The sequence below is a fragment of the Janthinobacterium sp. CG3 genome (assembly GCF_000344615.1).
Classification (GTDB): domain Bacteria; phylum Pseudomonadota; class Gammaproteobacteria; order Burkholderiales; family Burkholderiaceae_D; genus Janthinobacterium.
In genome coordinates, this window is the sequence record NZ_KB467824.1 from 5,266,286 (window position 1) to 5,290,581 (window position 24,296).

The 24,296-nt window shown below is 65.3% G+C and carries 26 protein-coding genes and 1 pseudogene; 5 read left to right on the forward strand and 22 right to left on the reverse strand.

Going from position 1 to position 24,296, the window contains the following annotated elements:
- Positions 1 to 36 precede the first annotated feature (36 nt).
- From fliR to fliF, 13 genes are all read right to left on the reverse strand, one after another.
- Positions 37 to 909: a flagellar biosynthetic protein FliR gene (gene fliR, locus JANGC3_RS0123410; protein ID WP_017878919.1), complete on the reverse strand. Its 873-nt coding sequence runs from the start codon at positions 907 to 909 to the stop codon at positions 37 to 39.
- Positions 910 to 966: 57 nt separating this feature from the next.
- Complete coding sequence (gene fliQ / locus JANGC3_RS0123415) at positions 967 to 1,236, reverse strand: flagellar biosynthesis protein FliQ (protein WP_026133412.1); 270 nt, start codon at positions 1,234 to 1,236, stop codon at positions 967 to 969.
- An 18-nt stretch (positions 1,237 to 1,254) separates the two neighbouring features.
- Positions 1,255 to 2,028: a flagellar type III secretion system pore protein FliP gene (fliP, locus tag JANGC3_RS0123420; protein ID WP_017878921.1), complete on the reverse strand. Its 774-nt coding sequence runs from the start codon at positions 2,026 to 2,028 to the stop codon at positions 1,255 to 1,257.
- Positions 2,029 to 2,035: 7 nt separating this feature from the next.
- Positions 2,036 to 2,647, reverse strand: a complete 612-nt coding sequence (fliO, locus tag JANGC3_RS0123425; RefSeq protein ID WP_232429761.1) for a flagellar biosynthetic protein FliO — start codon at positions 2,645 to 2,647, stop codon at positions 2,036 to 2,038.
- The gene (gene fliN, locus JANGC3_RS0123430) at positions 2,644 to 3,084 is read right to left on the reverse strand and encodes a flagellar motor switch protein FliN (RefSeq protein ID WP_017878923.1); all 441 of its coding nucleotides are present in this window, start codon (positions 3,082 to 3,084) and stop codon (positions 2,644 to 2,646) included. Before fliN ends, fliO begins: the two co-directional genes overlap by 4 nt.
- Positions 3,085 to 3,127: 43 nt before the next feature.
- Complete coding sequence (fliM, locus tag JANGC3_RS0123435; RefSeq protein ID WP_017878924.1) at positions 3,128 to 4,108, reverse strand: flagellar motor switch protein FliM; 981 nt, start codon at positions 4,106 to 4,108, stop codon at positions 3,128 to 3,130.
- A gap of 7 nt (positions 4,109 to 4,115) precedes the next feature.
- Positions 4,116 to 4,634 carry a flagellar basal body-associated protein FliL gene (fliL, locus tag JANGC3_RS0123440; RefSeq protein ID WP_017878925.1) on the reverse strand — a complete coding sequence of 173 codons (519 nt, stop codon included), beginning with the start codon at positions 4,632 to 4,634 and terminating at the stop codon, positions 4,116 to 4,118.
- Between the two features lie 164 nt (positions 4,635 to 4,798).
- Positions 4,799 to 6,271: a flagellar hook-length control protein FliK gene (locus JANGC3_RS30965; RefSeq protein WP_017878926.1), complete on the reverse strand. Its 1,473-nt coding sequence runs from the start codon at positions 6,269 to 6,271 to the stop codon at positions 4,799 to 4,801.
- 38 nt (positions 6,272 to 6,309) lie between these two features.
- Positions 6,310 to 6,750, reverse strand: coding sequence for a flagellar export protein FliJ (fliJ, locus tag JANGC3_RS0123450; RefSeq protein ID WP_017878927.1), 441 nt, complete (start codon positions 6,748 to 6,750; stop codon positions 6,310 to 6,312).
- 35 nt (positions 6,751 to 6,785) lie between these two features.
- Positions 6,786 to 8,102 (reverse strand): flagellar protein export ATPase FliI, encoded by a 1,317-nt coding sequence (gene fliI / locus JANGC3_RS0123455; protein WP_198292095.1) that lies wholly within the window; start codon positions 8,100 to 8,102, stop codon positions 6,786 to 6,788.
- Positions 8,103 to 8,176: 74 nt separating this feature from the next.
- Entirely contained in the window at positions 8,177 to 8,851 is a 675-nt protein-coding gene (locus JANGC3_RS0123460; RefSeq protein WP_051068409.1) for a flagellar assembly protein FliH, read from the reverse strand.
- 40 nt (positions 8,852 to 8,891) lie between these two features.
- Positions 8,892 to 9,890, reverse strand: coding sequence for a flagellar motor switch protein FliG (gene fliG / locus JANGC3_RS0123465; RefSeq protein WP_026133414.1), 999 nt, complete (start codon positions 9,888 to 9,890; stop codon positions 8,892 to 8,894).
- A 34-nt stretch (positions 9,891 to 9,924) separates the two neighbouring features.
- Positions 9,925 to 11,637, reverse strand: coding sequence for a flagellar basal-body MS-ring/collar protein FliF (fliF, locus tag JANGC3_RS0123470; protein WP_026133415.1), 1,713 nt, complete (start codon positions 11,635 to 11,637; stop codon positions 9,925 to 9,927).
- Between the two features lie 305 nt (positions 11,638 to 11,942).
- Here fliF and fliE point away from each other — a divergent pair, with 305 nt between their 5' ends.
- Entirely contained in the window at positions 11,943 to 12,263 is a 321-nt protein-coding gene (fliE, locus tag JANGC3_RS0123475) for a flagellar hook-basal body complex protein FliE (protein ID WP_017878932.1), read from the forward strand.
- A gap of 155 nt (positions 12,264 to 12,418) precedes the next feature.
- Positions 12,419 to 12,544: a hypothetical protein gene (locus JANGC3_RS34175; RefSeq protein WP_269746259.1), complete on the forward strand. Its 126-nt coding sequence runs from the start codon at positions 12,419 to 12,421 to the stop codon at positions 12,542 to 12,544.
- Between the two features lie 142 nt (positions 12,545 to 12,686).
- Here JANGC3_RS34175 and JANGC3_RS34370 read toward each other — a convergent pair.
- The 7 genes and pseudogenes from JANGC3_RS34370 to fliS all read right to left on the reverse strand — a co-directional run.
- Positions 12,687 to 12,794 (reverse strand): annotated as a pseudogene (locus JANGC3_RS34370) (FxDxF family PEP-CTERM protein); the annotation flags it as partial.
- A gap of 1,044 nt (positions 12,795 to 13,838) precedes the next feature.
- Positions 13,839 to 15,095, reverse strand: a complete 1,257-nt coding sequence (locus tag JANGC3_RS0123485) for an IS4 family transposase (protein ID WP_051068410.1) — start codon at positions 15,093 to 15,095, stop codon at positions 13,839 to 13,841.
- Positions 15,096 to 15,458: 363 nt separating this feature from the next.
- Entirely contained in the window at positions 15,459 to 16,220 is a 762-nt protein-coding gene (locus tag JANGC3_RS0123495; protein WP_017878935.1) for a flagellar brake protein, read from the reverse strand.
- Positions 16,221 to 16,233: 13 nt separating this feature from the next.
- Positions 16,234 to 16,566: an EscU/YscU/HrcU family type III secretion system export apparatus switch protein gene (locus JANGC3_RS0123500; RefSeq protein WP_017878936.1), complete on the reverse strand. Its 333-nt coding sequence runs from the start codon at positions 16,564 to 16,566 to the stop codon at positions 16,234 to 16,236.
- Positions 16,556 to 17,812, reverse strand: coding sequence for a flagellar hook-length control protein FliK (fliK, locus tag JANGC3_RS0123505; RefSeq protein ID WP_017878937.1), 1,257 nt, complete (start codon positions 17,810 to 17,812; stop codon positions 16,556 to 16,558). Before fliK ends, JANGC3_RS0123500 begins: the two co-directional genes overlap by 11 nt.
- Before the next feature lie 17 nt (positions 17,813 to 17,829).
- On the reverse strand, positions 17,830 to 18,156 hold the full coding sequence (locus JANGC3_RS0123510; RefSeq protein ID WP_035787919.1) for a flagellar protein FliT: 327 nt from the start codon (positions 18,154 to 18,156) through the stop codon (positions 17,830 to 17,832).
- Between the two features lie 4 nt (positions 18,157 to 18,160).
- On the reverse strand, positions 18,161 to 18,610 hold the full coding sequence (gene fliS / locus JANGC3_RS0123515) for a flagellar export chaperone FliS (protein ID WP_035788971.1): 450 nt from the start codon (positions 18,608 to 18,610) through the stop codon (positions 18,161 to 18,163).
- Between the two features lie 434 nt (positions 18,611 to 19,044).
- Between fliS and JANGC3_RS0123520 the strand changes: the two genes are divergently transcribed.
- From JANGC3_RS0123520 to fliD, 3 genes are all read left to right on the forward strand, one after another.
- Complete coding sequence (locus tag JANGC3_RS0123520; protein ID WP_017878940.1) at positions 19,045 to 19,845, forward strand: flagellin N-terminal helical domain-containing protein; 801 nt, start codon at positions 19,045 to 19,047, stop codon at positions 19,843 to 19,845.
- 207 nt (positions 19,846 to 20,052) lie between these two features.
- The gene (locus JANGC3_RS31870) at positions 20,053 to 20,439 is read left to right on the forward strand and encodes a flagellar protein FlaG (protein ID WP_081611964.1); all 387 of its coding nucleotides are present in this window, start codon (positions 20,053 to 20,055) and stop codon (positions 20,437 to 20,439) included.
- A gap of 59 nt (positions 20,440 to 20,498) precedes the next feature.
- The gene (gene fliD / locus JANGC3_RS0123530; protein WP_017878942.1) at positions 20,499 to 21,833 is read left to right on the forward strand and encodes a flagellar filament capping protein FliD; all 1,335 of its coding nucleotides are present in this window, start codon (positions 20,499 to 20,501) and stop codon (positions 21,831 to 21,833) included.
- A 25-nt stretch (positions 21,834 to 21,858) separates the two neighbouring features.
- Here fliD and JANGC3_RS0123535 read toward each other — a convergent pair whose 3' ends face one another.
- The gene (locus tag JANGC3_RS0123535; protein ID WP_035788973.1) at positions 21,859 to 23,484 is read right to left on the reverse strand and encodes a diguanylate cyclase; all 1,626 of its coding nucleotides are present in this window, start codon (positions 23,482 to 23,484) and stop codon (positions 21,859 to 21,861) included.
- A 134-nt stretch (positions 23,485 to 23,618) separates the two neighbouring features.
- On the reverse strand, positions 23,619 to 24,266 hold the full coding sequence (locus tag JANGC3_RS0123540; protein WP_017878944.1) for a response regulator: 648 nt from the start codon (positions 24,264 to 24,266) through the stop codon (positions 23,619 to 23,621).
- Positions 24,267 to 24,296 lie beyond the last annotated feature (30 nt).

The window sequence follows — 24,296 nt, forward strand, 5'->3', positions numbered from 1 at the left end:
TCAGGTTGATTTCCAGCGTTACCGCCCCCCGCGAATTTAACGGTCTTGGGGCTGACGCGGCACCGGCACCGGCGCCGGGCCGGCGGGCTTGGTCGGGCGCACCGGCAATAGCGCCGGGCGGGTCCGCTCGGCCCAGGACCGCGGCAGTTTGCGGCTGGTCTCTATCGCTTCGAGGAACAGGCGCTCCAGCGGCCCCTCCATGTAGGGCATGGCCATGGCGATCACCAGCATGCCGACCCCCAGCGTGATCGGGAAGCCGATGCCAAACAGGTTTAGCTGCGGCGCGGCGCGCGTCAGGATGCCCAGCGCGACGTTGGTGAGCAGCAGGGCGGCGACGATCGGCAGCGATATCTGCAAGCCCGAGGCGAAGATCTTGCCGCCCCAGTCGGCCAGGTGCTTGAAGCCGGCGCCGCTCAAGGGCGCCGCCGAGACCGGCAGGCTGACGAAACTCTCGGCCAGCGCCGCCAGCAGCACCAGGTGGACGTTGGCGGCCAGGAAAACCATGCTGGCCAGCAGGGCCAGCAATTGGCCGATGGCCGACGAGCGCCCGTGCGACTGCGGGTCGAAAAAGGTGGCGAAGCCCAGGCCCATGGTCAGGCTGCTGATCTCGCCGGCCATTTCAATGGCGGCGAAGACGATGCGCATCGAAAATCCCATGCCCAGACCGACCAGCAGCTCCTGCGCCAGGATCAGCAGCCCGGCCAGCGACAGCGGGTCGGCCGCCGGCAGCGCCGGCACGGTCGGTCCGATGATCGCCGCCAGCATCACGGCGAGCATGATCTTGCTGCTGTTGGGTACCGCCGAGTTGCCCAGCACCGGCGCGGCGGCGATCAGGCCGAGGATACGCGTGAGCGGCCACAGCAGCGCGGCGATCCAGGTGTTCAGGTCGACGCTCGACAGCGTCAGCATGGCGCGCGGGCGGCGCGCGCGCGCCGGTTCGGAGGGGACATTGGGCCGTACCCCGCGTCAGCCGACCAGCGCTGGCAGGTTGGTAAACACCTGGCGCATATAGTCGAGCATGACCGACAGCATCCACGGGCCTGCCACCACCAGCGCGACGAAAATGCCGACCAGTTTGGGGATGAAGGACAGCGTCGCCTCGTTGATCTGGGTGGCGGCCTGGAAGATGCTGACGACCAGGCCGATGATAAGGGCCACCAGCAACATCGGCGCGGCCACCATCAGGGTGACTTCCATGGCGTTGCGGCCCAGGGTCATGACGCTTTCCGGTGTCATCGCGAACCTTTGCTCAATTTAGTAGAAACTCTGGGACAGCGAGCCGAGCAGTAACTGCCAGCCGTCGACCAGCACGAACAACATCATCTTGAACGGCAGCGAGATGACGGCCGGCGACATCATCATCATCCCCATCGCCATCAACACGCTGGCCACCACCATGTCGATGATCAGGAAGGGGATGAAGATGGCGAAGCCGATCTGGAACGCCGTCTTCAGCTCGCTGGTGACGAAGGCCGGCACCAGGATGCGCAGCGGCACGTCGTCCGGCCCCTGCAGCGCCGGCGTGCGCGACATCTTGGCGAACAACGCCAGGTCGGCCTGGCGGGTTTGCTTGAGCATGAAGGCCTTGAGCGGCTCGACGCCCTTGTCCATCGCCACCGTCATGCTGATCTTGTTTTCCTGCAAAGGCAGGTAGGCCTCGGTGTAGATCTTGTCGAACACCGGCCCCATGACGAACAGCGTCAGGAACAGCGCCAGCCCGACCAGCACCTGGTTCGGCGGCGCCGACTGGGTGCCGATGGCCTGGCGCAGCAGCGACAGCACGATGATGATGCGGGTGAAGCTGGTCATCATCAACAGCGCCGCCGGCAGGAAGGACAGCGACGTCATCAGCAACATCGTCTGCACCGGCAGCGTATAGTTTTGCGCGCCGCCCGGGCCCGGCGTGCTGCTGAAGACCGGAATGCCGGGTTCGGCCAGCGCCAGCAGCGGCAGCGCCAGCGCGGCGCCGGCCAGCAGCCAGCCCAGCGCCTGGCGAGGGGAGTGCGGTAAGAATGCTGCGACGTGCATGCGCTGCCTATTTGCCATTGCGTTTTTCAATTGTCTGTTTCAGCCACTCGGAGAAGTTGGCGGCGGCCGGGCTGTTCGGCTGGCCCGCCGTGGCGCTGGCGTCGTCCTGGCGCGGCATGGTGGCCAGCGCGTTGACCCGGCCCGGCGAAGCGCCGACGACAATCCACTGGTCGCCGACCTCGATCAGCATGACGCGCTCGCGCCCGCCCAGGCTCATCGAGCTGAGCAGCCGCAGCCGGGAGTTGCCGCCCGCCACTTTCGGGCCGAAGCGTTTCATGAACCAGGCCAGGCCGCCCAGCAGGGCCAGCACGAACAGCAGGGCCAGGATGGTTTGCAGCAGGCTGCCGGCGGCCGAGGCCGGCGCGGTCGCGGTCGCGGCCGGGATTGGCGCAGGCGCGGGCGCAACGGCGCGGCCCGGCATGGCCAGCGCTTCCGGCGCCGGTACGGGCGCCGGGTCGGGCGTTGCGGCGGCGGACGGCGCGGGCGCGGGGGCGGACACGCTGGAAGGGGGAGTGGCGGGGACGGCGGCGAACGGGGCCGCCGGTGTGGCGGCCCCGTTCGCCGTGGCGTTGGCGATACAGCAGGCCAGCGCCATTGCAATGAATGCTACAGGCTTCATTTATTCAGTTTTCTAATGCGTTCGGACGGCGTGATGATGTCGGTCAGGCGGATGCCGAACTTGTCGTTGACCACCACCACCTCGCCCTGGGCGATCAGGCAACCGTTGACCAGCACGTCCATCGGCTCGCCGGCCAGGCCGTCGAGCTCGACCACCGAACCCTGCGCCAGTTGCAGCAGGTTCTTGATGGCGATCTTGGTGCGGCCCAGCTCGACCGTCAGTTGCACCGGGATATCGAGGATGAAATCGATGTCGTTGTGCGTCTCGGTCTTCGAACCCTGCTTGGAGAAGTCCTTGAACACGGCGGCGCTGGCGGCGCTGGCCACGCTGGCCTGGCTGGCCTGGTTTTGCAGCGCCTCCGCTTCCGCCTTGGCCTGCTCGGCGATGGCCGCGCCCCAATCGTCTTCCGCGCTTTGATCGTCTTGATTGTCGGACATGTTGCTCTCCTGTTGTTGCGGACTCCGGCGCCGGGCGCCGGTCTTACTTGATGTTATCGGAATTGGCGAGTAATTTCTCGACCTTCAAGGCGTATTGTCCATTCAATACCCCATATGTGCAATCCATCACCGGCACGCCGTCGACGGTGGCGGCGATCAGCTCGGGGATGTTGAGGGGAATGATGTCGCCCACCTTCATGTTCAAAATCTCGTCGAACGACACCCTGGCCGTGCCCAGCGAGGCCACCAGCTCGACCTCGGCGATCTGGATCTGCTGCGTCATCAGGCGGATCCAGCGTTTGTCCACTTCCAGCGCCTCGCCTTGCAGGCTGGAGGTGAGGGCGTCGCGGATCGGCTCGATCATCGAATACGGCATGCAAAAGTGGATTTGGCCCGACACCGAGCCCAGCTCGACCGTGAAGGTCGACGCCACCACCACCTCGTTGGGCGTGGCGATGTTGGCGAATTGGGTGTTCATTTCCGAGCGGATGTACTCGAACTCGACCGGGAACACCGGTTCCCACGACTTGGTGTAGGCCTCGAAGACGATGTCGAGGATGCGCAGGATGATGCGCTGCTCGGTCTGGGTAAAGTCGCGCCCCTCGACGCGGGTGTGGAAGCGGCCGTCGCCGCCGAACAGGTTGTCGACCAGCAGGAACACCAGGCCCGGGTCGAACACCATCAGGGCGGTGCCGCGCAGCGGCTTCATGTGCACCAGGTTCAGGTTGGTCGGCACCACCAGGTTGCGGATGAATTCGCTGTACTTCGACACCCGCACCGAGCCCACCGAGACCTCGGCGCTGCGGCGCAGGAAGTTGAACAGGCCCACCCGCAACAGGCGCGCGAAGCGTTCGTTGATGATTTCCAGCGTCGGCATGCGCCCGCGCACGATACGTTCCTGGGTGGCCAGGTTGTACGTGCGTACGCCAGTGGCCTCTTCGGGCGCCTGGGCGTCGTCCTGGTCTCCGTTGACGCCCTTGAGAAGGGCGTCGACTTCTTCCTGGGAGAGGAAATTATCGGCCATGACTGCTTTATTGAATGATAAACGAGGTGAATAAAACGTCGGTGACTTCCTGCTGCTCGCCGTGGTCCTCGAACGGCTCGTTGACCTGGGCGATGATTTCGCCGGCCAGCGTTTTCTTGCCCTCGCCGGTGTTTAGTTCCGAGGCTTTTTTGCTCGACAGCAGCAACAGCAGGCGGCTGCGCACCTTCGGCATGTTCAGCTTGACCAGTTCGACCTCTTCCAGGCTCGCCACTTGCAGCGTGAAGGCGATTTGCAGGTACTGCTCGCCGTTCTCCGGCTGCAGGTTGACGGTGAACGGGTCGAGCGGCACGAACACCGGCGGGCCCGCCTTCACCGCCTTCTTCTTCTTGCCGCCCTTGTCGTGCTTGCCCTCTTCGGCGTCGGCCTTGCCGTGCAGCAGGAACCACGCCGCGCCGCCGCCGAGCGAACCGGCGCCCAGCACCGCCGCCAGGATGATGATCAAAAGCTTTTTCTTCGACGCGCCCGCCGCCGGCGGCGCCGCGTCTGCTTTTGGATCTGCTTTCATTTTCGGATTAGCTTTCAATGGAGCCTTGGTGCGGGGAAGTGGATCACGTCGCCATTATGTCATTATCGGCAAACTCTGCGCGGTCGGATGCGCGGAAAAGAGAGCGGAAGGGCGCGCATCTCAAAGTTTCCCTAAGAAAAGTGCGCGCCGCCGCCACGGCGGGCTCAGGCAAAGGTGTCGACCATGCCCTGGGCCACCTTGCGCGGCGCCGCGGCGCCGCCGCGTTCGAGCCCGCCGTTGCCGTCGCCGCCGCCGCCCCCGTGCGAGCCGCCGCCGCCGCCGCGGCCCATGCGGGCCTCGCCGTTGCCACCATTTTGTTGGTTCGACAAGCCCGCCGAGACGCTGGCGTTGGCCAGTTCGACGCCCGTTGCGCTCATCATTTCACGCAGCCGCGGCAGCGCCGCCTCGAGCGCCTGGCGCACTTCCGGCTGGGCCGACGTGAAGGTGGCGTCGAGCTGGTCGTTGCTGACCCTCAGCACCACCTGCAGCGGGCCCAGGTCGGGCGGGTTCAGCGTCAGCGTGGCGCTTTGCTCGGCGCCGGCCACCATCCAGACGATTTTCTGGCCCAGTTCCTGGTTCCAGGCCGGCGTGCCGACCTGGCCGCGCAAGACGGCGCCGGGCACCGACGTGGCGGCCTCGGCGATCTGCAGCGACGCCTGTTGCACCGGCGCCGCCGCCAGCGTGGCGGCCTCGCGCGGCGGTTCCTGTATAAGTTGCAATTCCGGCAGGCCGTCGCGGGTTTTCACGGCGGCCAATTGCGCCGCGGCCGGGTCGCTGGCCTGGGCCTGCGGCGCCGGCGCGCCGGGCTGGGCCGCAAGCTGGGCGGCCGGCAACAGCGTGTCGGCGGCGCCGCGCGCGTCGGCGGCGGGCGCCGTCGACGCCGTCGCCGTCGTTGCGCTCGCGAACTTCCCGGCCGCGGCAACGCCGGCTTTGGCCGCGTCGACGACGGCGGCGAAGGCCGTTGCCGTGGCGCCGGCACCCTGGTCGGCGAGGCCGGCCTTGGCTGGCGCGTCGGCGGCCGGCTTGACGCCCGCGTCGGCCGGCAAGACGCCCGTGCCCGCGGCTGTCTGGCTATCGATCACCTCTGTCGACGGCGGCGGCGCGACGCTCAGGTTCAAGCTGGCAACCAGGGCCAGCATGTCGGCCACCGGCCCGGTGTAGGCGTCTTCGGCGGCGTTTGCCGGCGTTGCCGCGGCGGCGTCGGCGGGCGCCTGCGGCGCGGCCGCCGTTGCCGGCGCGGCATTGCTGGCGCCGGCCTCCGCTGCGACGTCCTTGTCCACGTCCGCTTTATCCGCCTGCGCCGGTTTCTGCGCGCTGGCCGGCGCCGGCGCCGGCGCCGCCTTCGCCTGCGGCTGGGCCGGCGCCGGCGTGGCCGCCCCGGCTTGTTGCTGGGGCGCTGGCTTGGGCGGCAACTGCGCCGCCGCGGCGGCCGGCCTGTGCGGCGCCGGCGCCGTGTTCCTCGTCGGCATCGGCGCCGGCGCCTGGCCGCCGCGGTTCTGCGCTTGGCGTTGCTCGATCTGGCGCGTCAGCGCGCGCTGGAAGTCGACGCCGTCGGCGGCCCCGGCGGACGGGCCGGCCTTGGCTTGCTGGGCCGCGATGTTGCTGCTGGACTGGACGGGAAGGATAGGGGTTTGCATGCTGGTGCCGTATGGTGAAGGTTGCCGGGATGGCGTTCTCAACGTTTGTAATACGCCTGGCGTGCCGCGTGTTCGTCCATGGCCTTTTGATCGCGCTTGTTTTCCAGCTTCAACGCGGCCTCTTGGGCGCGGTTGTCCAGCGTGGTGTAGGACATGCGTTTGCGTTCGCTCAACTGCCACGCCGCCCGTTCCGCCTCGCTGCGGCGCTGGGCGTGGCGCACCACTTCCCGCTGGCCGCTGATGGCGTTGTCGAGCTTGTCCATGAAGGCTTGGAAGTTGCGGAAGGCGGCCGGGGTGATGCCGGCCGCCATCGTCGCCTCGAAGCGGCGCGCGTAGTCGTCGCGGTAATCGCTGAGCATTTGCAGCTTCTGCTGGCAGTCGTCGACCGCCTTCAGCGCCGCGCCCAGGCGCTTCGCGGTGTCGTCGGTTTCCCGGCGGGCCAGATCAATCAGTGTTTCTAGTTGGGAGCGGGAGGCCATAATGACTCATTATAGGACGCCGGTCGGGTCCACCATCACTCGAATAGAGCGGTAAGTTGCTGCAAGCTCTCGGCCATGCCGACCCGTTCGGTGATTTGCTGTTGCAGGAAAGCCTCGATGCGATCGTGCAGCAGGATCGCCTTGTCCAGCACCGGGTCGGTGCCGGGGCTGTAGGCGCCCACGCTGATCAGGTCGCGGCTGCGCTCGTAGCGCGAATACAGTTGCTTCAGGTTGCGCGCCTGCTGCTGGTGCTCGTAGCTGGTGATCGAGTGGGCGGCGCGGCTGATCGACTGTTCGATGTCGATGGCCGGGTAGTGGCCGGCCTCGGCCAGGCGCCGATTCAGCACGATGTGGCCGTCGAGGATCGCCCGCGCCGAGTCGGCGATCGGGTCTTGCTGGTCGTCGCCCTCGGTCAGCACGGTGTAGAAGGCGGTGATCGAGCCGCCGCCCTCGGCGCCGTTGCCGGCGCGCTCGACCAGCACCGGCAACTTGGCGAACACCGACGGCGGATAGCCCTTGGTGGCCGGCGGCTCGCCGATGGCCAGGGCGATTTCGCGCTGCGCCATGGCGTAGCGAGTCAGCGAATCCATGATCAAGAGCACGTTCTGGCCCTGGTCGCGGAAATGCTCGGCTATCGCCGTGGCGTAGGCGGCGCCCTGCAGGCGCATCAACGGCGGCGTGTCGGCCGGCGCCGCCACCACCACCGAGCGCGCCAGCCCCTCGGCGCCCAGGATTTGTTCGATGAATTCCTTGACCTCGCGGCCGCGTTCGCCGATCAGGCCGACCACGACGACGTCGGCCGCCGTGTAGCGCGCCATCATGCCCAGCAGCACGCTCTTGCCGACGCCGGAGCCGGCGAACAGGCCCATGCGCTGGCCGCGGCCGACGGTGAGCATGGCGTTGATCGAGCGCACGCCGACGTCGAGCGTGTCGACGATGGGCGCGCGTCCCAGCGGGTTGGCCGGGCGCACGTTGATCGGCGCGCTGTCGACGGTGTGCAGCGGTCCCAGCTGGTCGAGCGGGCGGCCGGCGCCGTCCAGCACCCGGCCCAGCAGTTGCGGCCCGACCGGCAGGTGGCGCGCCCGGTCGCTGGGGCGGCGGCGCTGGTGTTCGACCTTGCCCGGGCGCGGTATCGTCGGTTCGACCGGGAACACGCGGGTGCCGGGGACGATGCCCTCGACGTCGCTTTGCGGCATCAGGAACAGGCGGTCGCCGTCGAAGCCGACCACCTCGGCCTCGACCCGGCTGCCGTTTTGCAGCGGCACGGTGCAGGCGGCGCCGACGGCCAGGCGCAGGCCGACCGCTTCCATCACCAGGCCGGCGACCCGGGTCACCCGGCCCGATACCTGCATCGGCTCGACGAAGCCGACCAGCGCGCCGCAGTCGGCCAGGTAGGCGTGCCAGCGGCCGGCGTGCAGGTTCTTGCTCACGGCGCCAGCCAGTCGACGTCCTTGCCCAGCGCGTGGCTCAGGCGCTGCCAGCGCGCCGAGGTCTGGGCGTCGATCTGGTTGCTGGCGGTGTCGATCTTGCAACCGCCGCGTTCGATCGTCGGGTCTTCGATGACGCGCCAGCCGCCCTTGTCGATTTCCTCGCCGATGCCCTCGCGCACCACCTTGGCGTCGTCCGGGTTGAGTATCAGCAGCGCCGGTTGTTGCAGCACCGGCAGGTATTCTATGGCTTCGCGGACGATCGGCAGCACCAGCTCGGGCTTGACCAGCAGCGCCGTTTTCAACATGCCCTTGGCCAGTTGCAAGGCCAGCTCGAGCACCTCGTTGGCGATCAGCTGGTCGGCCTCGGCCAGCGCGCCGCCGAATGCCAGCGCCAGCGCGCGCAGGTGCGCCAGTTCGACGGCCGAGGCCGCCTTGCCCAGCGCCAGCGCCTCGGCCTCGCCGTCGGCGTAGCCTTCGGCGCGGCCGGCCGCCACGCCCTCGTCGTGGCCGGTGGCGCGGGCCTGTTCGCGGATCGCGTCCAGCTCGTCCTGGGTCGGGTAGTCGGGCGGCGCCGGCGCCTCCTCCGGCCATTCCGGCTCCGGCTCCGGCACCGGCTCGGCCGCCTTGCGCGCCGCCACGGCGCTGGCGCGCTCGTCGCCGAAGGAGGTCATCTCCCAGCGCTGGTAGGCGCTCTGTTGCTCTTTCGGCACATTAGACAAACGAATCCTCGCCTTTTCCGCCCAACACGATCTGGCCTTCGTCGGCCAGGCGGCGCACGATCTGCAAGATCTGTTTTTGCTGCGCCTCGACCTCGGACAGGCGCACCGGCCCCTTCGATTCGAGGTCTTCGCGCATCATCTCGCCGGCGCGCTGCGACATGTTCTTGAAGATCTTGTCGCGCAATTCCTGCGAGGCGCCCTTGAGCGCGATGATCAGCATTTCCGACTGCACCTCGCGCAGCAGCAACTGGATGCCGCGGTCGTCGATGTCGATGACGTTGTCAAACACGAACATCTCGTCCATGATCTTTTGCGCCATGTCGTTGTCGTAGTTCTTGATGTTGTCCATTACCGAGCCTTCTTGCTCGCCGCTCATGAAGTTGAGGATCTCGGCGGCCGCGCGCACGCCGCCCAGCGAGGATTTCTTGATGTTCTCGTTGCCCGACAGCAGCTTCGTCAGCACGTCGTTGAGTTCGCGCAGCGCCGCCGGCTGCACCCCGTCCAAGGTGGCGATGCGCAGCACCACGTCGTTGCGCAGGCGGTCGGTGAAATGGCCGAGGATTTCGCAAGCCTGGTCGCGCTCCAGGTGGACCAGGATGGTGGCGATAATCTGCGGGTGTTCGTTGCGGATCAGCTCGGAGACCGACTGCGAATCCATCCACTTCAGGCTTTCGATGCCGGAGGCGTCCTTGCCGCCGAGGATGCGCGACAGCAGCACCGAGGCCTTGTCGTCGCCCAGCGCCTTGGTCAGCACCTGGCGGATATACTCGTCCGAATCGAGACCGACGGTCGAATTCATCTCGGTCTGGGCGCGGAAGTCGTTGAGCACCTCGACCACTTGTTCGTGGGCGATGCCCTTCATCGTCGCCATCGCCGCGCCCAGCTTGAGCACCTCGCGCGGGCCGAGGAACTTCATCACCTCGGCGGCCTCGCTCTCGCCCATGGCCAGCATCAAAATGGAGGCCTTCTGCAATCCTGTCGTTTCACTCATGGTCGTCGCTCACTGTCGTCAATACGTCAATACGTCAATCGTTGTTGCCTATCCACGCCTTGATGACGTTGGCCACCACGCGCGGATCCTCGCTGGCGAGTTTCTTGGCCATCGCCAGGTTTTCGCGGTAGCCGCGGGCCGTGTCGGCCTCCATCGTCGCCAGCGCCTGCTGGCTGACCATTTCCTCGTCGACTTTTTCCTCTTCGTCGACGACTTCCTCGATGACCGGCGGCGGCGCGGCGAAATCGTCGATCTTGCGGAACACCGGACGCAGCATCGGGCGCACGATCTTAATGAAAAGATACAGCAAGATCAGCGCGGTGATGAGGAACTTGGCCAGTTCCTTGGCCAGCGGCAAGTTGGCGGCGTCGCGCCACCAGTCCAGCGTCGGCTCGGCCGGCCGGTCGACGCCGTCGAAGCGCGAATTGGCGACGCTGAAGCTGTCGCCGCGCTCCTTGTTGTAGCCCATCGCCTCCTTGACCAGGTTGTTGATCTGCACCAGGTCGGCGGGCGACAGCGGCGTGACGTTGATCTTGCCGTCCTTGCCGACGCTGCGGCGGTAGTTGACCACCACCGCCACCGACAGCCGGCGCAGGCCGCCCATCGACTTTTGCTCGTAGCGCACGGTCTTGTCGACCTCGTAATTGGTGGTCGAATCCTTCTGCGTCGGCGCCGCCGGGGCGGCCGCGGCGCCGGTCGGCGCGGTCGCCGTCAGCGGCGCCGTGGCCACGCCCGGCGGCTGGTTCGACAGCGCGCCCGGCACGCCGGCCGGGTTGGCGTTGGCCGGGCCGGTGCTTTCGCTGGTTTGCTGGCTGCGGATCGACGAGGCCTCCGGCGGCGAATTCGGCTTGTAGGTCTCGGCGGCCTGCTCGACCTGCGAGAAGTCGACGTCGGCGGTGGCCTCGGCGCGCACGTTGTCGGCGCCGACGATGGGCGCGATAATCGACTCGACCTGCTTGATCACGCTCTGCTGCAACTGTTGCACATACTTGAGCTGGTTCGGGTCGAGGTTTTTTTCCTTGCCGGCGGCGGCCTTGTCCTTGTCGTTGTTCGACAGCAGGTTGCCGGCCTGGTCGACCAGGGTGACGTTGGCCGGCAACAATTCCGGCACGCTCGAGGCGACCAGGTGGACGATGGCGCTGACCTGCAACTGGTCGAGCGCGCGCCCGGGGTGCAGGTTCAGCAGCACCGACGCGGTCGGCTTTTGCTGCTCGCGCACGAACACCGACGGCTTGGGCAGCGCCAGGTGGACGCGCGCGCTGTCGACGGCGCCGACCGACTGGATCGACTTGGCCAGCTCGCCCTCCAGGGCGCGCTGGAAATTGACCTGTTCGAGGAATTGCGACACGCCCAGCTTCTGGTTTTCCATCAACTCGAAGCCGACGTTGCCGCCCTTCGGCAAGCCCTGCGCCGCCAGCTTCAGGCGGGCGTCGTGGACTTGCTCGGTCGGCACCAGGATCGCCCCGCCGCCCTCGGAAAACTTGTGCTTGATGTTGAGCTGGTCGAGCGAGGCGGTGATGGCGCCGCCGTCGCGGTCGGTGAAATTGGAGAACAGCACGCGGTACTCGGGCGGCTGGTTCCACAGGTACAGCGCGAAGCCGACGCCGACCAGGGCGGCCACGCCCAAGCCGCGCAGGAAATTCTTGCCCATCGGACTCTGGGCGAAGTTGCGCATGGACTCGACCGGCGTCAAAGGGACGGCCGGTGCGGCGTCGGGGTTCAATTGGAGTTCTTCCGCTACAGCCATGGTCGGTTTCCGGGCGCGTCGTCAAGGTGGGTCGTGGGGCCAAACCAGCAGCGGGATGGGGCGAATGGAGGCTATTATCCGGCGCCGCCGGGCTCGGCCATCGGCGGAACAGAGCGGCGATTCCGGCCCTGCTCCGGGCAGCGCCGGGCGCCGCCGCTGCTATTCTGTAAGCCTGACCTCGCCTGTGCAACATATTGTACTCGCGTGGTCGACTATGCCGCGAATTTGTTCTTCTGCGGTAACAGATTAGCGGATCGGGGGGCAAGGTGAAAACAGGCGGTATCGACAGCAGCAGGATAGAGGCGATGATCGCGCAACTGAAGGCGGCGGCGACGCGGCCGCAGGCGGGCGTCGGCGTCATCGTCGGCGCGCCGGCGCTGCAAGCCGAGGCGCCGGCGTCCAAGGTCAACTTCTCCGACGCCCTGAAGGGCGCGATCGACGCCGTCAATGGCGCCCAGCACAAAGCCGAGGACATGGGCAAGAAATTCGCCCTCGGCGACGACTCGGTGAACCTGTCCGACGTCATGATCACCATGCAAAAGGCCAGCATCTCCTTCCAGGCCAGCGTACAGGTGCGCAACAAACTGGTGTCGGCCTACCATGAAATCATGAACATGCAGGTCTAGCGCGGCGGCGGGCGGCAACGCGACGCAACAAACCCTGGGGTCAGGTCTCGAAATGACGGTTTTCCGCCGGAAACCGTCATTTCGAGACCTGACCCCACTGTCGTTTTGGCAGAACGAAAACGCTCTACCCACACAAACCGAATCCGAAGCCTGAAGTGATCGAGCGCTACCGCCAGATGGGCATCCGGCGCCTGCGGACCGATGAATCCGGCGCCATCACGGTGGTACTCGGAGCGGAGCTGCATATTGCGAAATATCGTACCGAACACCCGCGTTATTAGCGCACGCGTGGAGCTTCGAGTCGGCAGCCCTTGGAGTACCTGCAACGTTCTCTCGCTTATCGGAATCGCGTCTGGCGGCACGCGTTTGCGTAAAAATCCCGCACAAGGCGGGCTTCGTTGGACGCTGGGCTTACTAACTTACTCAGGCTTGACGGCGGCGGCGCGCCATGAAACCAAGTAGACCAAGGCCAGCCAACATCATTGCATAGGTCTGTGGCTCAGGTACGGCAGAAACCGTGATGTCGTCAAGCAGGATATTAAAGCCGCTCGACCACGTCACTTTATCTACTCCTTTCATGTTGAGATCGAATTTCTGGAACTGAGTGGTAATGTTCACTGTCCGAGTCATTATTTCTTGACCGTCCAAAAAGCCACGCAATGTGATCGGGCGATTTAAATATGCGCGCCCCAAAAAGCTGTCTAAGGTAAATTGTTCTCCATGCATATCAGACATGCTCAGATCGCTCCCGCCATTGCTCCAAACCAGGTTTTGTCCTGAAGGTGCTGGAATATTTCTCCACCAGCCGTCGCCGTTCTGCGCGATGAGCCAGCTCTGTGGGCCACGTGTACCGGACCAGTTAAACCCTCCATAGCCGTTGGCGAGCTGCACTGCGTTACGCCCGGACCGCGGCGGAGGAGGAACATAGATGTCGTCGAAGTCAATCACGCGAGCAGATGCCGCTGAGAATGCCGACGACCCAAGGAGGAGCAAAGTGCTGACAGTAAACGCTTTAAAGATTTTCATTATTTTCCTATAAGTATATGTATTTCACCGCAGAATGTGCGAGCGACAGATCGTTATTGCATGTTTTTATTGAATGTATTTAATTCCATGAAATGGAGAAGGATGAATGTGAGTTAAACGATGGGGCGGATGTGTTTTTCGGGATCTTCCAACTATCAGATTTGCCATGGATGAAATGTTACCATCGAATTAATTAGGCAATTGTTTGAATAGGAACGTAATGCCGTCTTTAATAATTCTTTTAAATTAAATGAAAGGGTGTTAAGAGTTTGTTCGGTGGGGTGAGTGGCGTTGCTATGCAAGGGGGCAAGTGCGCGAGCCGCGCAACCTCGGCACTGACCGCCATGGCCAGATTCCGGACTTGCAGAACAGCCACATCGCGAGCTGGTTCAGCTTGGCTTCGCGTTCCTGGCCTATAGCGGGGCGCGGTAAATCAGACCTGGTTTCAACGTTGTCGAGTTGGAGACTGGAGCGGGGTTCGACCGGCGTGCGCGGCAAACCTGGAGGGGGTGTACGCCAATCCACCCAAGTTAAGGATTTTCCAACCTTTTAACATGGTTTTTGGGCCATGTGCTTGTGCGGCTTCGGCCTGGCTTTGCGTGTTTTGGATAGATTTTCCCTATGGACGTATGTCCGTTTCGCAATCAGGCGCAGCACCTCGCGCAGTAACTTCGCCACCTTTTTTCCGAGCAGGAGGGCCGGCAACAATGGTTTGAGGGCGGTATGCGCATAGGCGTGGTTGATGCGCTCGGCTGCGCGCAGGTCGGCGCTGTCGTGGGCTGTCAAGGCCGCCAGGGTTTGCAAGTTATCGCACATGATTTTGGCGGCGACGTCCTGCACCACGGCTTGCTGGGACAGGCCGGACACATGCTCCAAATTGAGNCGATGCTTGAGCCGCTTGAAGGCTTCCTCGATACGCCAGCGCTTGTGGTAGAGGTCGCCGAAGCCGTCGGCGGGAAAGCGCGCGCTGTCGAACAAATTGGTCATCAACACCCGCACCTTGCCGTTCGGCGCGACATGGCGGACGAGGCGCACCTGCTGGGGNTCTCGGGGGCATTCATAATCGTCGGCGTCGCGCCGGTCGGGCGCGCGCAGCATGACGAGCTGCTCGCTCAGACCGGAGCGCAGGAAGTCGCGCACGCAGGGAAAGCCGCCGTTGCCGGCCTTCTCGACGCGCATGCAGAACGCAATGTGNCGATGTTTGAGCAGCGATACCAGCCATCGGGACGGGTAGCCCCGGTCGAGCAGCAGAAGATCGGTGCCGGAAAGNCGGTCCAGGTGTTCGACCAGCATTTGCCGCTCGCCGCAGTCCTCGATGCCGTGCAGCGAGGCCGCAAGCATCAANTCCGCGCCGGGAAGGAACAGGCCGAACAGGATTTGATCGGCCAGCGCGGCGCGCTTGACGTGGCTCGCGCGCAAGCCGAAGCGCATGGTCGAAGCATCAGCGGCGNCCAAACGCAGGCCGCGCCAGCGCGGCACAAATCCGTGGTNCTCGGCGCGTGCGACCAGCCAGTCGTTGAGCAGGGGAATGGCCGTCAGAGACAGCTTGNCGCGCGCCTGGGCGAACGCCTGCTCAGACACCTTGCGCACCAATTGCGCACGTTGCTGCAGATGGGCGAAGAATACGTCGAGCTCGGCTTGGACGCTCATGCGCATACCGGTAAGCATCAACGCGACCAGCGCCGGCAACGGCAATTTTCGCTGGCGGGAAAATGCGGCGGGGGGTTCAATATGTCGGGCCGTCAGAAGGAATTCGACGGACTGCAAATGCGCGGCAAGATCGTTGAACAGTGCGGCAAGGGACATGGCGGCCAATGAGGTAAAAAATCTCACTGGCCGCGCCCTACCTCACTGGCATGTCAAGCTTTTTATTGTATTTCGCTCTACTTTTAAAGAAAAATTCTTAACTTGGGTGGATTGGGGTGTACGCTACTGCAAGCGCACCTTGGTGCGGGTTTTTTGCTGTGCGTAGTGGTAGGTATTGCTGTTTTACAAAAGAAATGATGATGCAAACTTGCCGCACGGATCGCCGCAGGGAGACGCCGAGCCTCCGGAGTATTTCCTTCCGACAGTGCCCGACGGTGCAAGTATCGAGCAAATCGAATTTGGCGTTGACGTCGCGCGACCTTGGGGCTGGCCTGAACCGGCCCCAAGCTTGTTTCCCGGCCGCTAGCCCAGGCCGGCGATGCGGGCGTTGCGCTCGCGTTCGAGGCGGGTGATGTAGCGCTGCACGTGGGCTAGCATCGGCCGCGGGATGTCGACGAACTGGCAGCCGAGCCGCCGGTTGAGCTTGTTATTCAGCAGCGTCATGTCCAGCGAGTTGCGGATCTGCAGCGTGGTGGTGACGGTGCCGACGTCCGGCAGCTCGATGCGGCAACCCGGGTATTCCTTGCCGATGGTGTCGCCCAGCATTAATTTGTTGTCCATGATGGCGATGCCGCCGCAACTGATGTCGGCCAGCGGGAACGGCGTGGCCGCGCCGCCCAGTTCCGCCGGCAGCGGGATGATGACGCGCACCGGGTTGCTGACCGGCGTGCCCATGCGGTAGTACTCGCGCCGCTGCAAGCGGATCAGGGTCAAAGGCAGCGCGATTTTCAGCGCCGCGCCGTTTTCAAACGTGCATTCCTGCACCTGCTCGCTGGAGAACAGGATGCGGATCTTGTCGAGCGTGGTCTCGAACGAGATGCCGTTGGCGACGACGATGCGGCGGTTTTGCTCCTGGTTGATGGAGCGGTCCAGGATCACCGTGTTTTGTTCCGCGTCGACTTCGAGGATCGAGGTGACGCAGACGTCCGACTCGCCGTGGATCAACATGCGGATTAGTTGTTTCTTTTCCGCTATGCCTCGCAGCAACGCAACGATTTCCTTGCGCGATTCGACTTCAAAGTCATGCCAGTTTTCGAGGCCGGAATCGATGTGGTGTGCTTGCATTGAGTGGTTCTGCCTATGGCTCGGTGAGTAGGGCGGCGGTGTCCGGCGCGGGCGGCGGCGCGGCGCCGCTGCTTTGTGCGCTTTCCACATGATATAACCAGGCCAGCAGTTCCGCAATCGCCCGGTACAGCGCCGGCGGAATTTGCCGGTCCAGGTCGATGTCCATCAGCAGCGCCACCAGCTCCTTCGATTCGTGCACGAACACGCCGTGCTCCTGCGCGCTGGCGATGATGTTGGCGGCGACCAGGCCGCTGCCCTTGGCGACGACGGTCGGCGCGCCGGCGTCGCGCTGGTAGGCCAGCGCGACGGCCGTCTGCAGGCCGCGCCGCGGCGCCTCATTGGGCATGGCCGGCTCCGTCGTCGGCGCCGATGGTGAGCGAACTGAGCGGCGAGCCGGCCGCCGCCATCGATGTTTCCAGCGCGTCCGCGTGCAGGCGCAGCGCGGCGGCGCTGCCGGCCGAGCCGGTGCTGACCTGGATATGCACCTGGTCGCCGACCAGCACCACCGAGGCGTTGACGTCGCCCAGCAGCGGAAAGCGGAAACGCACGCCGCTGCGCCAGGTGCGGGCCGCTTCGTCGCCGTCGCGCTCGCCGCGGCCGTCGTCGGGCGCGTCCTTGTGTACTTCCCACTCCATGGGCTGGCCCGGCCAGGCTTCGCCCTGCCATAACACGCGCGCCTGTTCGTGGGTGTGCAATTGCAAATTGATGAGCTGGGCAGCGGCCAGGTCGGTGCCGCCGGCCGCGCGCTCGGCCTGGGCCGCCTGCGACAGCTGCGCCATTTGCGGCTCGCGCAGCAAGTCTTGCAGCGGGCGTTTGCCGGCCGCCCATTCGGCCACGTGGGATTCATAGAACAGGCCGCTGGAGCCGAGCGCGTTGCGCAGGCTGTGCGCCAGCGCGGCCGGCGGCGCGTCCGGCGCCGCCATCAGCGGGCTGCCGCCGACGATGCCGAGCGGCGCGCCGGGCCGGCTTTCGGCCCGTTGCAAGATGCCGCTGATGGCGCGCGCGGCGCCGCTGAGCGCCGGCGCCGGCGCGCTCGGATCGAAGCCCGGCAACTGGTTCGACGGCGTCAGCGGGGCTTTGCTGAGCAGCACCGCGGCCAGGCTGGCCGGACGCGCCTGCTGGGCGGCCTGGGCTTGGGCCGCGGTCGTTGTTGCCTGGGGCGTTTGCGCCGCGGCGCCCTGCTGGGCGGCGCCCTGCTGGGCGGCGCCGCTCTGCCCGTGCGGCAAGGTGGCGTCGGCGTCGGGCGCTTCCGGTCCGGGGTCGGCGTAGGTCAGGGTGACGTTGCTGCTGGCGTCGCGGCCGCGGCCGATCTGGAAGGTCGGCCGTGGATCGAGCGCCACCAGCGTCAGCGGCACCTCGGCGCCGACCGGAAAGCCCGGCGGCAGCGTCATGCGCACCGGGCCGCCGGCGACGTTGACCAGCGAGCTGCCGTCGCCCAGGCGCGCCAGCACGGCGCCCTGCATCGACTGGCCCAGCAGCGCTTGCAGCGAACGCTGCAGGGCCAACTGGCGCGGCTCGCCGATCGATTCGACGGCGAGCGCGGCCCGCACGGCCGTTGGCGCGGCGATGCCGCTGGCGTCGAGCCGCTGCATGTTGCTCCCCCCCCGGTTTAGGTGGCGCCGTAGACGTTGGCCAGGCGCCGCTCGGTGCCGGTGCTGTGGATCAGCGCCGACAACTGGGCCATCCACGGCATGGTCAGGTCGCGGATCTTGCGGTCGTCGTCGAGCATTTTTTTGATGCAGTCGACTTTCGTCTGCCGGCTCTGGCCCTTCAGCGCCGGCGGCTCCTCGCCGTCCTTGAGCAATCGCACCTGGGCCGCGCAGCGCTGCTCCAGCTCGCCCAGCAAGTCCCAGTCGGCGTCGCTGGCGGCCCGTACCATTTGCTCGGTCAGATCGACCATCGATTCATATATTGCTAACACTTCTTGGCTGGTCATTGGCTCAGGCGCTCGCAAGGATGGACGCGTTGGCGGGCGCCAGCGCGGCCGGTTGCACGGCGGGCGCGTTGCCGATGGCGTTCCAGGCGTCGCGCAAATCGCTCAGCAACAATTGCACTTCCTCCAGCTTGTCGCTGCGGTTTTGCAGATTCGCCTCCAGCAGCAGCTTGCCCATGTAGTCGTACAACGCGTCCAGGCTTTCGGCGATGTCGCCGCCGGCCTTCTTGTCCAGGCTGGCGCGCAGGCCGCTGCCGATGATCAGCATGGCCTTGGAAATGGCGGCGCCCTTTTCGGCGATGTTACCGGCCTTCATGTGCATCTGGGCGCTGACCACCGCCACCAGCGCGCCGTCGAACAGCATGACTACCAGCTTGTGCGGCGTGGCGGCAACGACTCCCGTCTCCAGTCCCACTTTGGCGTACGCGTCGACGCCGCGTTGCATGGTTCCAAACATCATCTTCTCCTGGTTGTTGCCTAAATAATCAATGATTCCGCGATCGGGCGCCGGGGACCGCTTGCGCACGCTTGTTGCTCGCCAGGCCCCCAATATAAGTCATTATCGGCAGAATCAATTAAGACTTGAGAGGGGCGATTAGGCTTCAGTTTCGCGCATCCGCCGCGGGCCGCCGCCCGGAGGGGGGGGGCTGGAGCCGCGCCGCCCCCGGCCGGGTGCCTGGCGCACCCGGCATATATATGGCGTCATGCATCGCGGGGCGTAGCGGCGTTCCCACGGCATCGGTAACTATTGCCTTGTACCATTTTATTTTTTAAAAAGCCTTCAGTTTTCGCGGGGTGTTCCGTTAATGAATTAACTGCGGTGAACAAGCGAACTGATTCACGAAGTCGCCGCCCTTACCGTATCATCCACAAGCCAACCGGAGAAATACCATGAGCATCATCAACACCAACATGGCGTCGCTGAACGCCCAACGCAATCTGAAATCGTCGGGCAATGACTTGAACTCGTCGCTGCAGCGCCTGTCTTCCGGTATGCGCGTCAACAGCGCCAAGGATGATGCCGCCGGCCTGTCGATTGCTTCCAAGATGGATTCGCAGATCCGCGGCATGAACCAGGCCATCCGCAACGCCAACGACGGCATTTCGCGGGTCCAGACCGCCGACGGCGCGCTGCAAAACACCACCGACGCGTTGCAGCGTATGCGTGAACTGGCGGTGCAGGGTGCGAATGAAACCAACGGCACGGCCGAGTGGGCCAATATCAACACGGAGATGCAGGCGCTGAACACCGAGGTGGCGCGTATCAAATCCGACACCAAGTTCAACGGCACCGCCGTGCTCCTCGGGGACACCACCGACATCCAGGTCGGCGCCGATTCGGGCCAGAAGATCACCATCACCTCGAACGAAGTTGTCGATGTCGTCATCGCCCCCATCACGGACGCGGCCTCGGCGCTGGCCGCGCTGGGCCAGATCGACATTACCTTGGCAGCGGTCAACACCGAGCGCGCCAACCTGGGTACGGTGCAAAACCGCATGGGTTACGCGATCAGCAACCTGCAAAGCTCGGTCGAGAACCAGTCGTCGGCGAAAAGCCGCATCATGGACACCGACTTCGCGGCGGAAACGGGCAAACTGACCCGCGCCCAGATCCTGCAACAGGCCGGCACGGCGATGCTGGCCCAGGCCAACACGGTGCCGAACGGCGTCATGGCCCTGCTGCGCGGCTAATCGCCCAAATGGCGCTTTCGTAAGCGAAGGCAGTGTTGTATTCTTGAGGGAGCGGATGAAAATGTTGGATTCGCGCGTTGGATCAAAAAAGCCCGGCGCGCGAAGACATCTTTTTATACCCACACAAGTGTGCATAACACTGCATTAGGTCCGCGGCGCGGGAGGCTTTGATCCTCCCGCGCCGCGTCCGACTAAGGAGTATCCGTCATGCTGTCATCAATTAATGGTAACGCCGCCGCCCCGGCCGCGGCACCGCCCCCCCCGCCGCCCCAGGCCGGCAGCGCCGCGCCCGCGCCGCCGCTTGAGCGGGCCGCGCCCGCGCCCGCGCCCGCGCCCGCGCCCGCGCCGGCCAGGAGGGATACGCAACCGTCCGGCCGCGAGATGGAGGACGCCGTCAAGTCGCTCAACGAGTTCACCGGCCAGACGGCGCAGAACGTGCAGTTTTCGATCGACCAGGACAGCGGCAAGACCGTGGTCAAGGTGATCGACACGCAGACGCAGGAAGTATTGCGCCAGATTCCCAACGCCGAGGCGCTGTCGATTTCGCGCTCGCTGAATAAATTGCAGGGTTTGTTAATCCGCGACAAGGCGTAAGCGCGCGGGTACGCCGCCGCGGCCGCTTTGCCGGCCGGCCCGCCTCACAGGAGAATGAAATGGGTATTTCCGTTACCGGGGTTGGTTCCAACCTCGACGTCAACAACATCGTCTCCCAGTTGATGGCGTCCGAGAACGCGCCGCTGAACCTGCTGAAAGCCAAGGAAACCACGTTCAACGCCAAGCTGTCGGCCTACGGCACGATCCAGTCGGCGCTGTCGACCTTCCAGAGCGCGCTCAAGGCGCTCAGCACCGGCGCCCTGAACGCGCAAACGGCCACCAGCAGCAACTCCACCGTCCTCACCGCCAGCGCCGGCAGCACCGCAGTCGCCGGCACCTATTCGATCGAGGTCACCCAGTTGGCGCAGCGCCACAAGCTGTCGGCCGCCAACGGCCTGGCCAGCACCACCGCGGCGCTGGGCTCGGGCACGATGTCGATCCAGATCGGCTCCAAGCCGGCCGTCGTCATCCCGACCGCCGACTATTCGCTGCAGGGCTTGAGCAACGCGATCAACGCGGCCGGCGCCGGCGTCAGCGCGACCATCGTCAACGACGGCAGCACCAACCGCCTGGTCGTCACCGCCACCGACAGCGGCGCGGCCAACGCCATCACCATCACCACCGACGGCGGCCTGTCGCAGTTCGCCACGAGCGACCCGAACATGACGGTGCAGCAGGTGCCGCTGGACGCCACGCTGAAGATCGACAATATCCTCGTCACCAAGCCGTCGAACACGATCACCGACGCCGTCACCGGGCTGACGCTGAACCTGGTCGCGACGAATATCGGCAGCACCGTCAAGGTGGCCGTGGCGCGCGACCCGGCGGCGATGAAAACGGCGGTCACCGGTTTCGTCGAGGCCTACAACGCGCTCAGCGCCAGCGTCACCAAACTGACCGCCTTCGACGCCGCCGCCAAGAAGGGCGCGGTGCTGGTGGGCGACGCCGGCGCCAATTCGATCATGGTGGCCTTGCGCAAGGAGATGGGAACGGCCAGCAGCGGCGGCACGCTGACGCGCCTGTCGGACATCGGCGTCTCCTTTCAGCGCGACGGCAAACTGACGGTGGACGACAAGAAATTGACCACGGCCTTGAGCGGAAACGTCACCGACATGGTGCAGTTGTTCACCTCGACCAGCGGCTATGGCACCAGACTGAACGCTCTGGCCACGGAGATGCTGTCGAGCAGCGGGGTGATCAAGACGCGCCAGGAGGGGTTGAAGGAAACGATCAAAGGCATCACCGACGACCAGCTCGACATGCAGGACCATTTGGCGGCGGTGGAAAAACGCTACCGCAAGCAGTTTTCGACGCTCGACTCGACCATGAGCAGCCTGAACGGTACGCGCGACTTCCTGACGCAGCAACTGGCGGCGATCGCCAATAACTACTAGGCGCGACCCAACCGGGGCCGCCGCCTCAGTCGGCGGTGACGACGCGGTTCTTGCCGGTCTGCTTGGCCTGGTACATGGCGCGGTCGGCGCGTTTGACCAGCTCGGACTGGTCCTCGTTGGGGCGGCGCAGCGCGACCCCGGCCGAAAACGTGATCAACACCTTTTCGTTCTCGTGCAGGAAGAAATGCTTGGTCAGTTCGCGTTGCAGCCGCGTCATGGTCGAGGCCGCGGCTTCGACCGTGGTTTCCGGCAGCAGGATCAGGAATTCCTCGCCGCCGAAGCGGGCGATCACATCCATCGAACGCAGCGTGTCCTTGACGATCTTCACCAGGTGCTTCAGGGCGGCGTCGCCGGCCAGGTGGCCGTAGGTGTCGTTGAGGCGCTTGAAATCGTCCAGGTCGAGCATGGCGACGCACAGCGGCGTGCCGCGGCGGTCCGAGCGCGCCGTTTCGCGCTCGAACACGTCGTCCAGGCCGCGCCGGTTCAGGCTGCCCGTCAACTGGTCTTCCCGCACCAGTTCGCTCATGTGCTGCAACTTCGCCTCCAGCGTGTGGATGCGCATCTCGGCGTCCTGCACCTCTTGGCGCGCCAGCACCATCTTGTCGCGCGCGCGCAGCGCCTCGGTCTGCACCACGCGGGTTTCGCGCAGCACCTCGTCGAGGATGTGGTTGAGTTCGACGATGTTGTCGGCCTTGCTGATCTTGTCCGAATAGCCGCCGATCTTTTCGTGGAAGTCTCCGGTGCTGGCGGCGACCTGGCTGAGGCGGTCGATGAAGGTCATCATCATGTTCTTCACCGTCAACTTGACGTCCGCCAAGCTGTGCTTGAGCTGGCTCTGCTTGTAGATCACTTCCTTCAGGCTGCGCGTGGCGTCTTCCAGCGCGCGCTGGTCGAGCGGGCCGGAGATCAAGTTTTGCACCGCGTCGATCTGGCCGCGCAGCCAGCTGTCGTCGTCGAGCAGCTCGCTGACGTTTTCCAGCAGCAGTTTGAACAGGCGCAGCAGCAATTCCTGCTGTTCCGCCGTGTCGCCGCTTTTCAGCTCGATCTGGTAGCACAACTGCTTCAGGCGCACGGCGATTTCGTTGAGTGCCTCGTCGGTGTGGGCTTGCTTGATGGCGTTGCCCAGCGATTCGGATTCCTGCACCAGCGCCGGCGCGCCGCTCAGCAGCGAGGCGACGGCGAAGCTCAAGGTGCGGCTGAGCAGCTCGCGCAGCTGGCGGCTTTGCTCGCCCTCGGGCGCGGCGGCCGTTTCGATGCCGACGCCCTTGCGCAGGTGCCGGTCGGCGAGTTGCGCCAGCGCCTTGGCGTAGCCGTCCCAGTCGCGCGCCTTGACGGCGCGGTTGAAGCGGCGGCCGAACTCGGCCAGTTCGCCGACGTTCTCGCCGAGCTTGACGGCGAAACCGTTCAGCACGCCGGCGGCGCCGTCGTCGGCCGCCATCGGGGCGCTGGCCGCCACCACGGCGGCCGGTTCGGGCTCGTCGCTGACGCCGGCGATTTCGTTGTAGATTTCGCGGTAGGCTTGCGGCGTCGGCGCGATGCGCCGCGTGGCCAGGCGGCGGAACGCCTCGCGCGCGATGTCGGCCGGATTTTGCGCCGCCGCCGCGGTGGCGCCGGCGAGGGCGGCGGAAGGGGGAAGGGGTTTGCTCGACATGGTGCGCACGGCCTCTATATGGGATTGCTGACTGCCTCTATGATATGCCAAGCGGCGGCGCGCCAATGGCAGAATTAGCGGCTGGAAGGCATCTTACTTTGCGGCATCAGTTTGCCCGCCGCCCGCCGGCGCGCCTACTCGACCAATTGGTTCTTGATCGCGTAATGGGTCAGCTCGGCGCTGTTTTTCAGCTTCATCTTCAGCAGCAGGCGGGCGCGGTATTCGCTGACGGTCTTCACCGACAGCGACAGTTCCTGGGCGATCGCGCCCACCGTCTTGCCCGAGGCGATCATCGTCAGCGTCTGGTATTCGCGGTCCGACAACGTGTCGTGCAGCGGCGTGGCGTGGTCCTCGCCGACGCTGTTGGCCAGTTCCTGCGCCAGCGCGGCGCTGATGTACTTCAAGCCGCCGGCGACCTGGCGGATCGCCGTGACCAGCTCGCGCGGCGCGCTCTGCTTGGTCAGGTAGCCGGCCGCGCCGGCCTTCAGCGAGCGGATCGCGTACTGGTCCTCGCGGTGCATCGACAGCATCAGCACGGCCATTTCCGGGCGCTCCTTCTTGATCTGCTTGAGCACGTCGATGCCGCTGCGGTCGGGCAGCGAGATGTCGAGCAGCACCACCTGGCAGTCGGCGGCGCGGAACAGCTTGACGGCGTCGAGGCCGTTTTCGGCCTCGCCGGCGACGACGATGTCGCCGGTCTCGGCGAGGATTTGCTTCAAGCCTTCGCGCACGATCGCGTGGTCGTCGGCGATGAAGACCTTGATGGTGGGCGTTTCTGTCATGGGGTCGTCATTCTTGTTCGTATTGATACT

Bases quoted from the DNA above. Each gene is read 5' to 3' on its own strand.
- fliR (WP_017878919.1), bottom strand. From the start codon at position 909: ATGCTGACGCTGTCGAGCGTCGACCTGAACACCTGGATCGCCGCGCTG.
- fliQ (WP_026133412.1), bottom strand. From the start codon at position 1,236: ATGACACCGGAAAGCGTCATGACCCTGGGCCGCAACGCCATGGAAGTC.
- fliP (WP_017878921.1), bottom strand. From the start codon at position 2,028: ATGCACGTCGCAGCATTCTTACCGCACTCCCCTCGCCAGGCGCTGGGC.
- fliO (WP_232429761.1), bottom strand. From the start codon at position 2,647: ATGAAGCCTGTAGCATTCATTGCAATGGCGCTGGCCTGCTGTATCGCC.
- fliN (WP_017878923.1), bottom strand. From the start codon at position 3,084: ATGTCCGACAATCAAGACGATCAAAGCGCGGAAGACGATTGGGGCGCG.
- fliM (WP_017878924.1), bottom strand. From the start codon at position 4,108: ATGGCCGATAATTTCCTCTCCCAGGAAGAAGTCGACGCCCTTCTCAAG.
- fliL (WP_017878925.1), bottom strand. From the start codon at position 4,634: ATGAAAGCAGATCCAAAAGCAGACGCGGCGCCGCCGGCGGCGGGCGCG.
- JANGC3_RS30965 (WP_017878926.1), bottom strand. From the start codon at position 6,271: ATGCAAACCCCTATCCTTCCCGTCCAGTCCAGCAGCAACATCGCGGCC.
- fliJ (WP_017878927.1), bottom strand. From the start codon at position 6,750: ATGGCCTCCCGCTCCCAACTAGAAACACTGATTGATCTGGCCCGCCGG.
- fliI (WP_198292095.1), bottom strand. From the start codon at position 8,102: ATGCAGGTATCGGGCCGGGTGACCCGGGTCGCCGGCCTGGTGATGGAA.
- JANGC3_RS0123460 (WP_051068409.1), bottom strand. From the start codon at position 8,851: ATGACCTCCTTCGGCGACGAGCGCGCCAGCGCCGTGGCGGCGCGCAAG.
- fliG (WP_026133414.1), bottom strand. From the start codon at position 9,890: ATGAGTGAAACGACAGGATTGCAGAAGGCCTCCATTTTGATGCTGGCC.
- fliF (WP_026133415.1), bottom strand. From the start codon at position 11,637: ATGGCTGTAGCGGAAGAACTCCAATTGAACCCCGACGCCGCACCGGCC.
- fliE (WP_017878932.1), top strand. From the start codon at position 11,943: ATGATCGCGCAACTGAAGGCGGCGGCGACGCGGCCGCAGGCGGGCGTC.
- JANGC3_RS0123495 (WP_017878935.1), bottom strand. From the start codon at position 16,220: ATGCAAGCACACCACATCGATTCCGGCCTCGAAAACTGGCATGACTTT.
- JANGC3_RS0123500 (WP_017878936.1), bottom strand. From the start codon at position 16,566: ATGCCCAATGAGGCGCCGCGGCGCGGCCTGCAGACGGCCGTCGCGCTG.
- fliK (WP_017878937.1), bottom strand. From the start codon at position 17,812: ATGCAGCGGCTCGACGCCAGCGGCATCGCCGCGCCAACGGCCGTGCGG.
- JANGC3_RS0123510 (WP_035787919.1), bottom strand. From the start codon at position 18,156: ATGACCAGCCAAGAAGTGTTAGCAATATATGAATCGATGGTCGATCTG.
- fliS (WP_035788971.1), bottom strand. From the start codon at position 18,610: ATGTTTGGAACCATGCAACGCGGCGTCGACGCGTACGCCAAAGTGGGA.
- JANGC3_RS0123520 (WP_017878940.1), top strand. From the start codon at position 19,045: ATGAGCATCATCAACACCAACATGGCGTCGCTGAACGCCCAACGCAAT.
- JANGC3_RS31870 (WP_081611964.1), top strand. From the start codon at position 20,053: ATGCTGTCATCAATTAATGGTAACGCCGCCGCCCCGGCCGCGGCACCG.
- fliD (WP_017878942.1), top strand. From the start codon at position 20,499: ATGGGTATTTCCGTTACCGGGGTTGGTTCCAACCTCGACGTCAACAAC.
- JANGC3_RS0123535 (WP_035788973.1), bottom strand. From the start codon at position 23,484: ATGTCGAGCAAACCCCTTCCCCCTTCCGCCGCCCTCGCCGGCGCCACC.
- JANGC3_RS0123540 (WP_017878944.1), bottom strand. From the start codon at position 24,266: ATGACAGAAACGCCCACCATCAAGGTCTTCATCGCCGACGACCACGCG.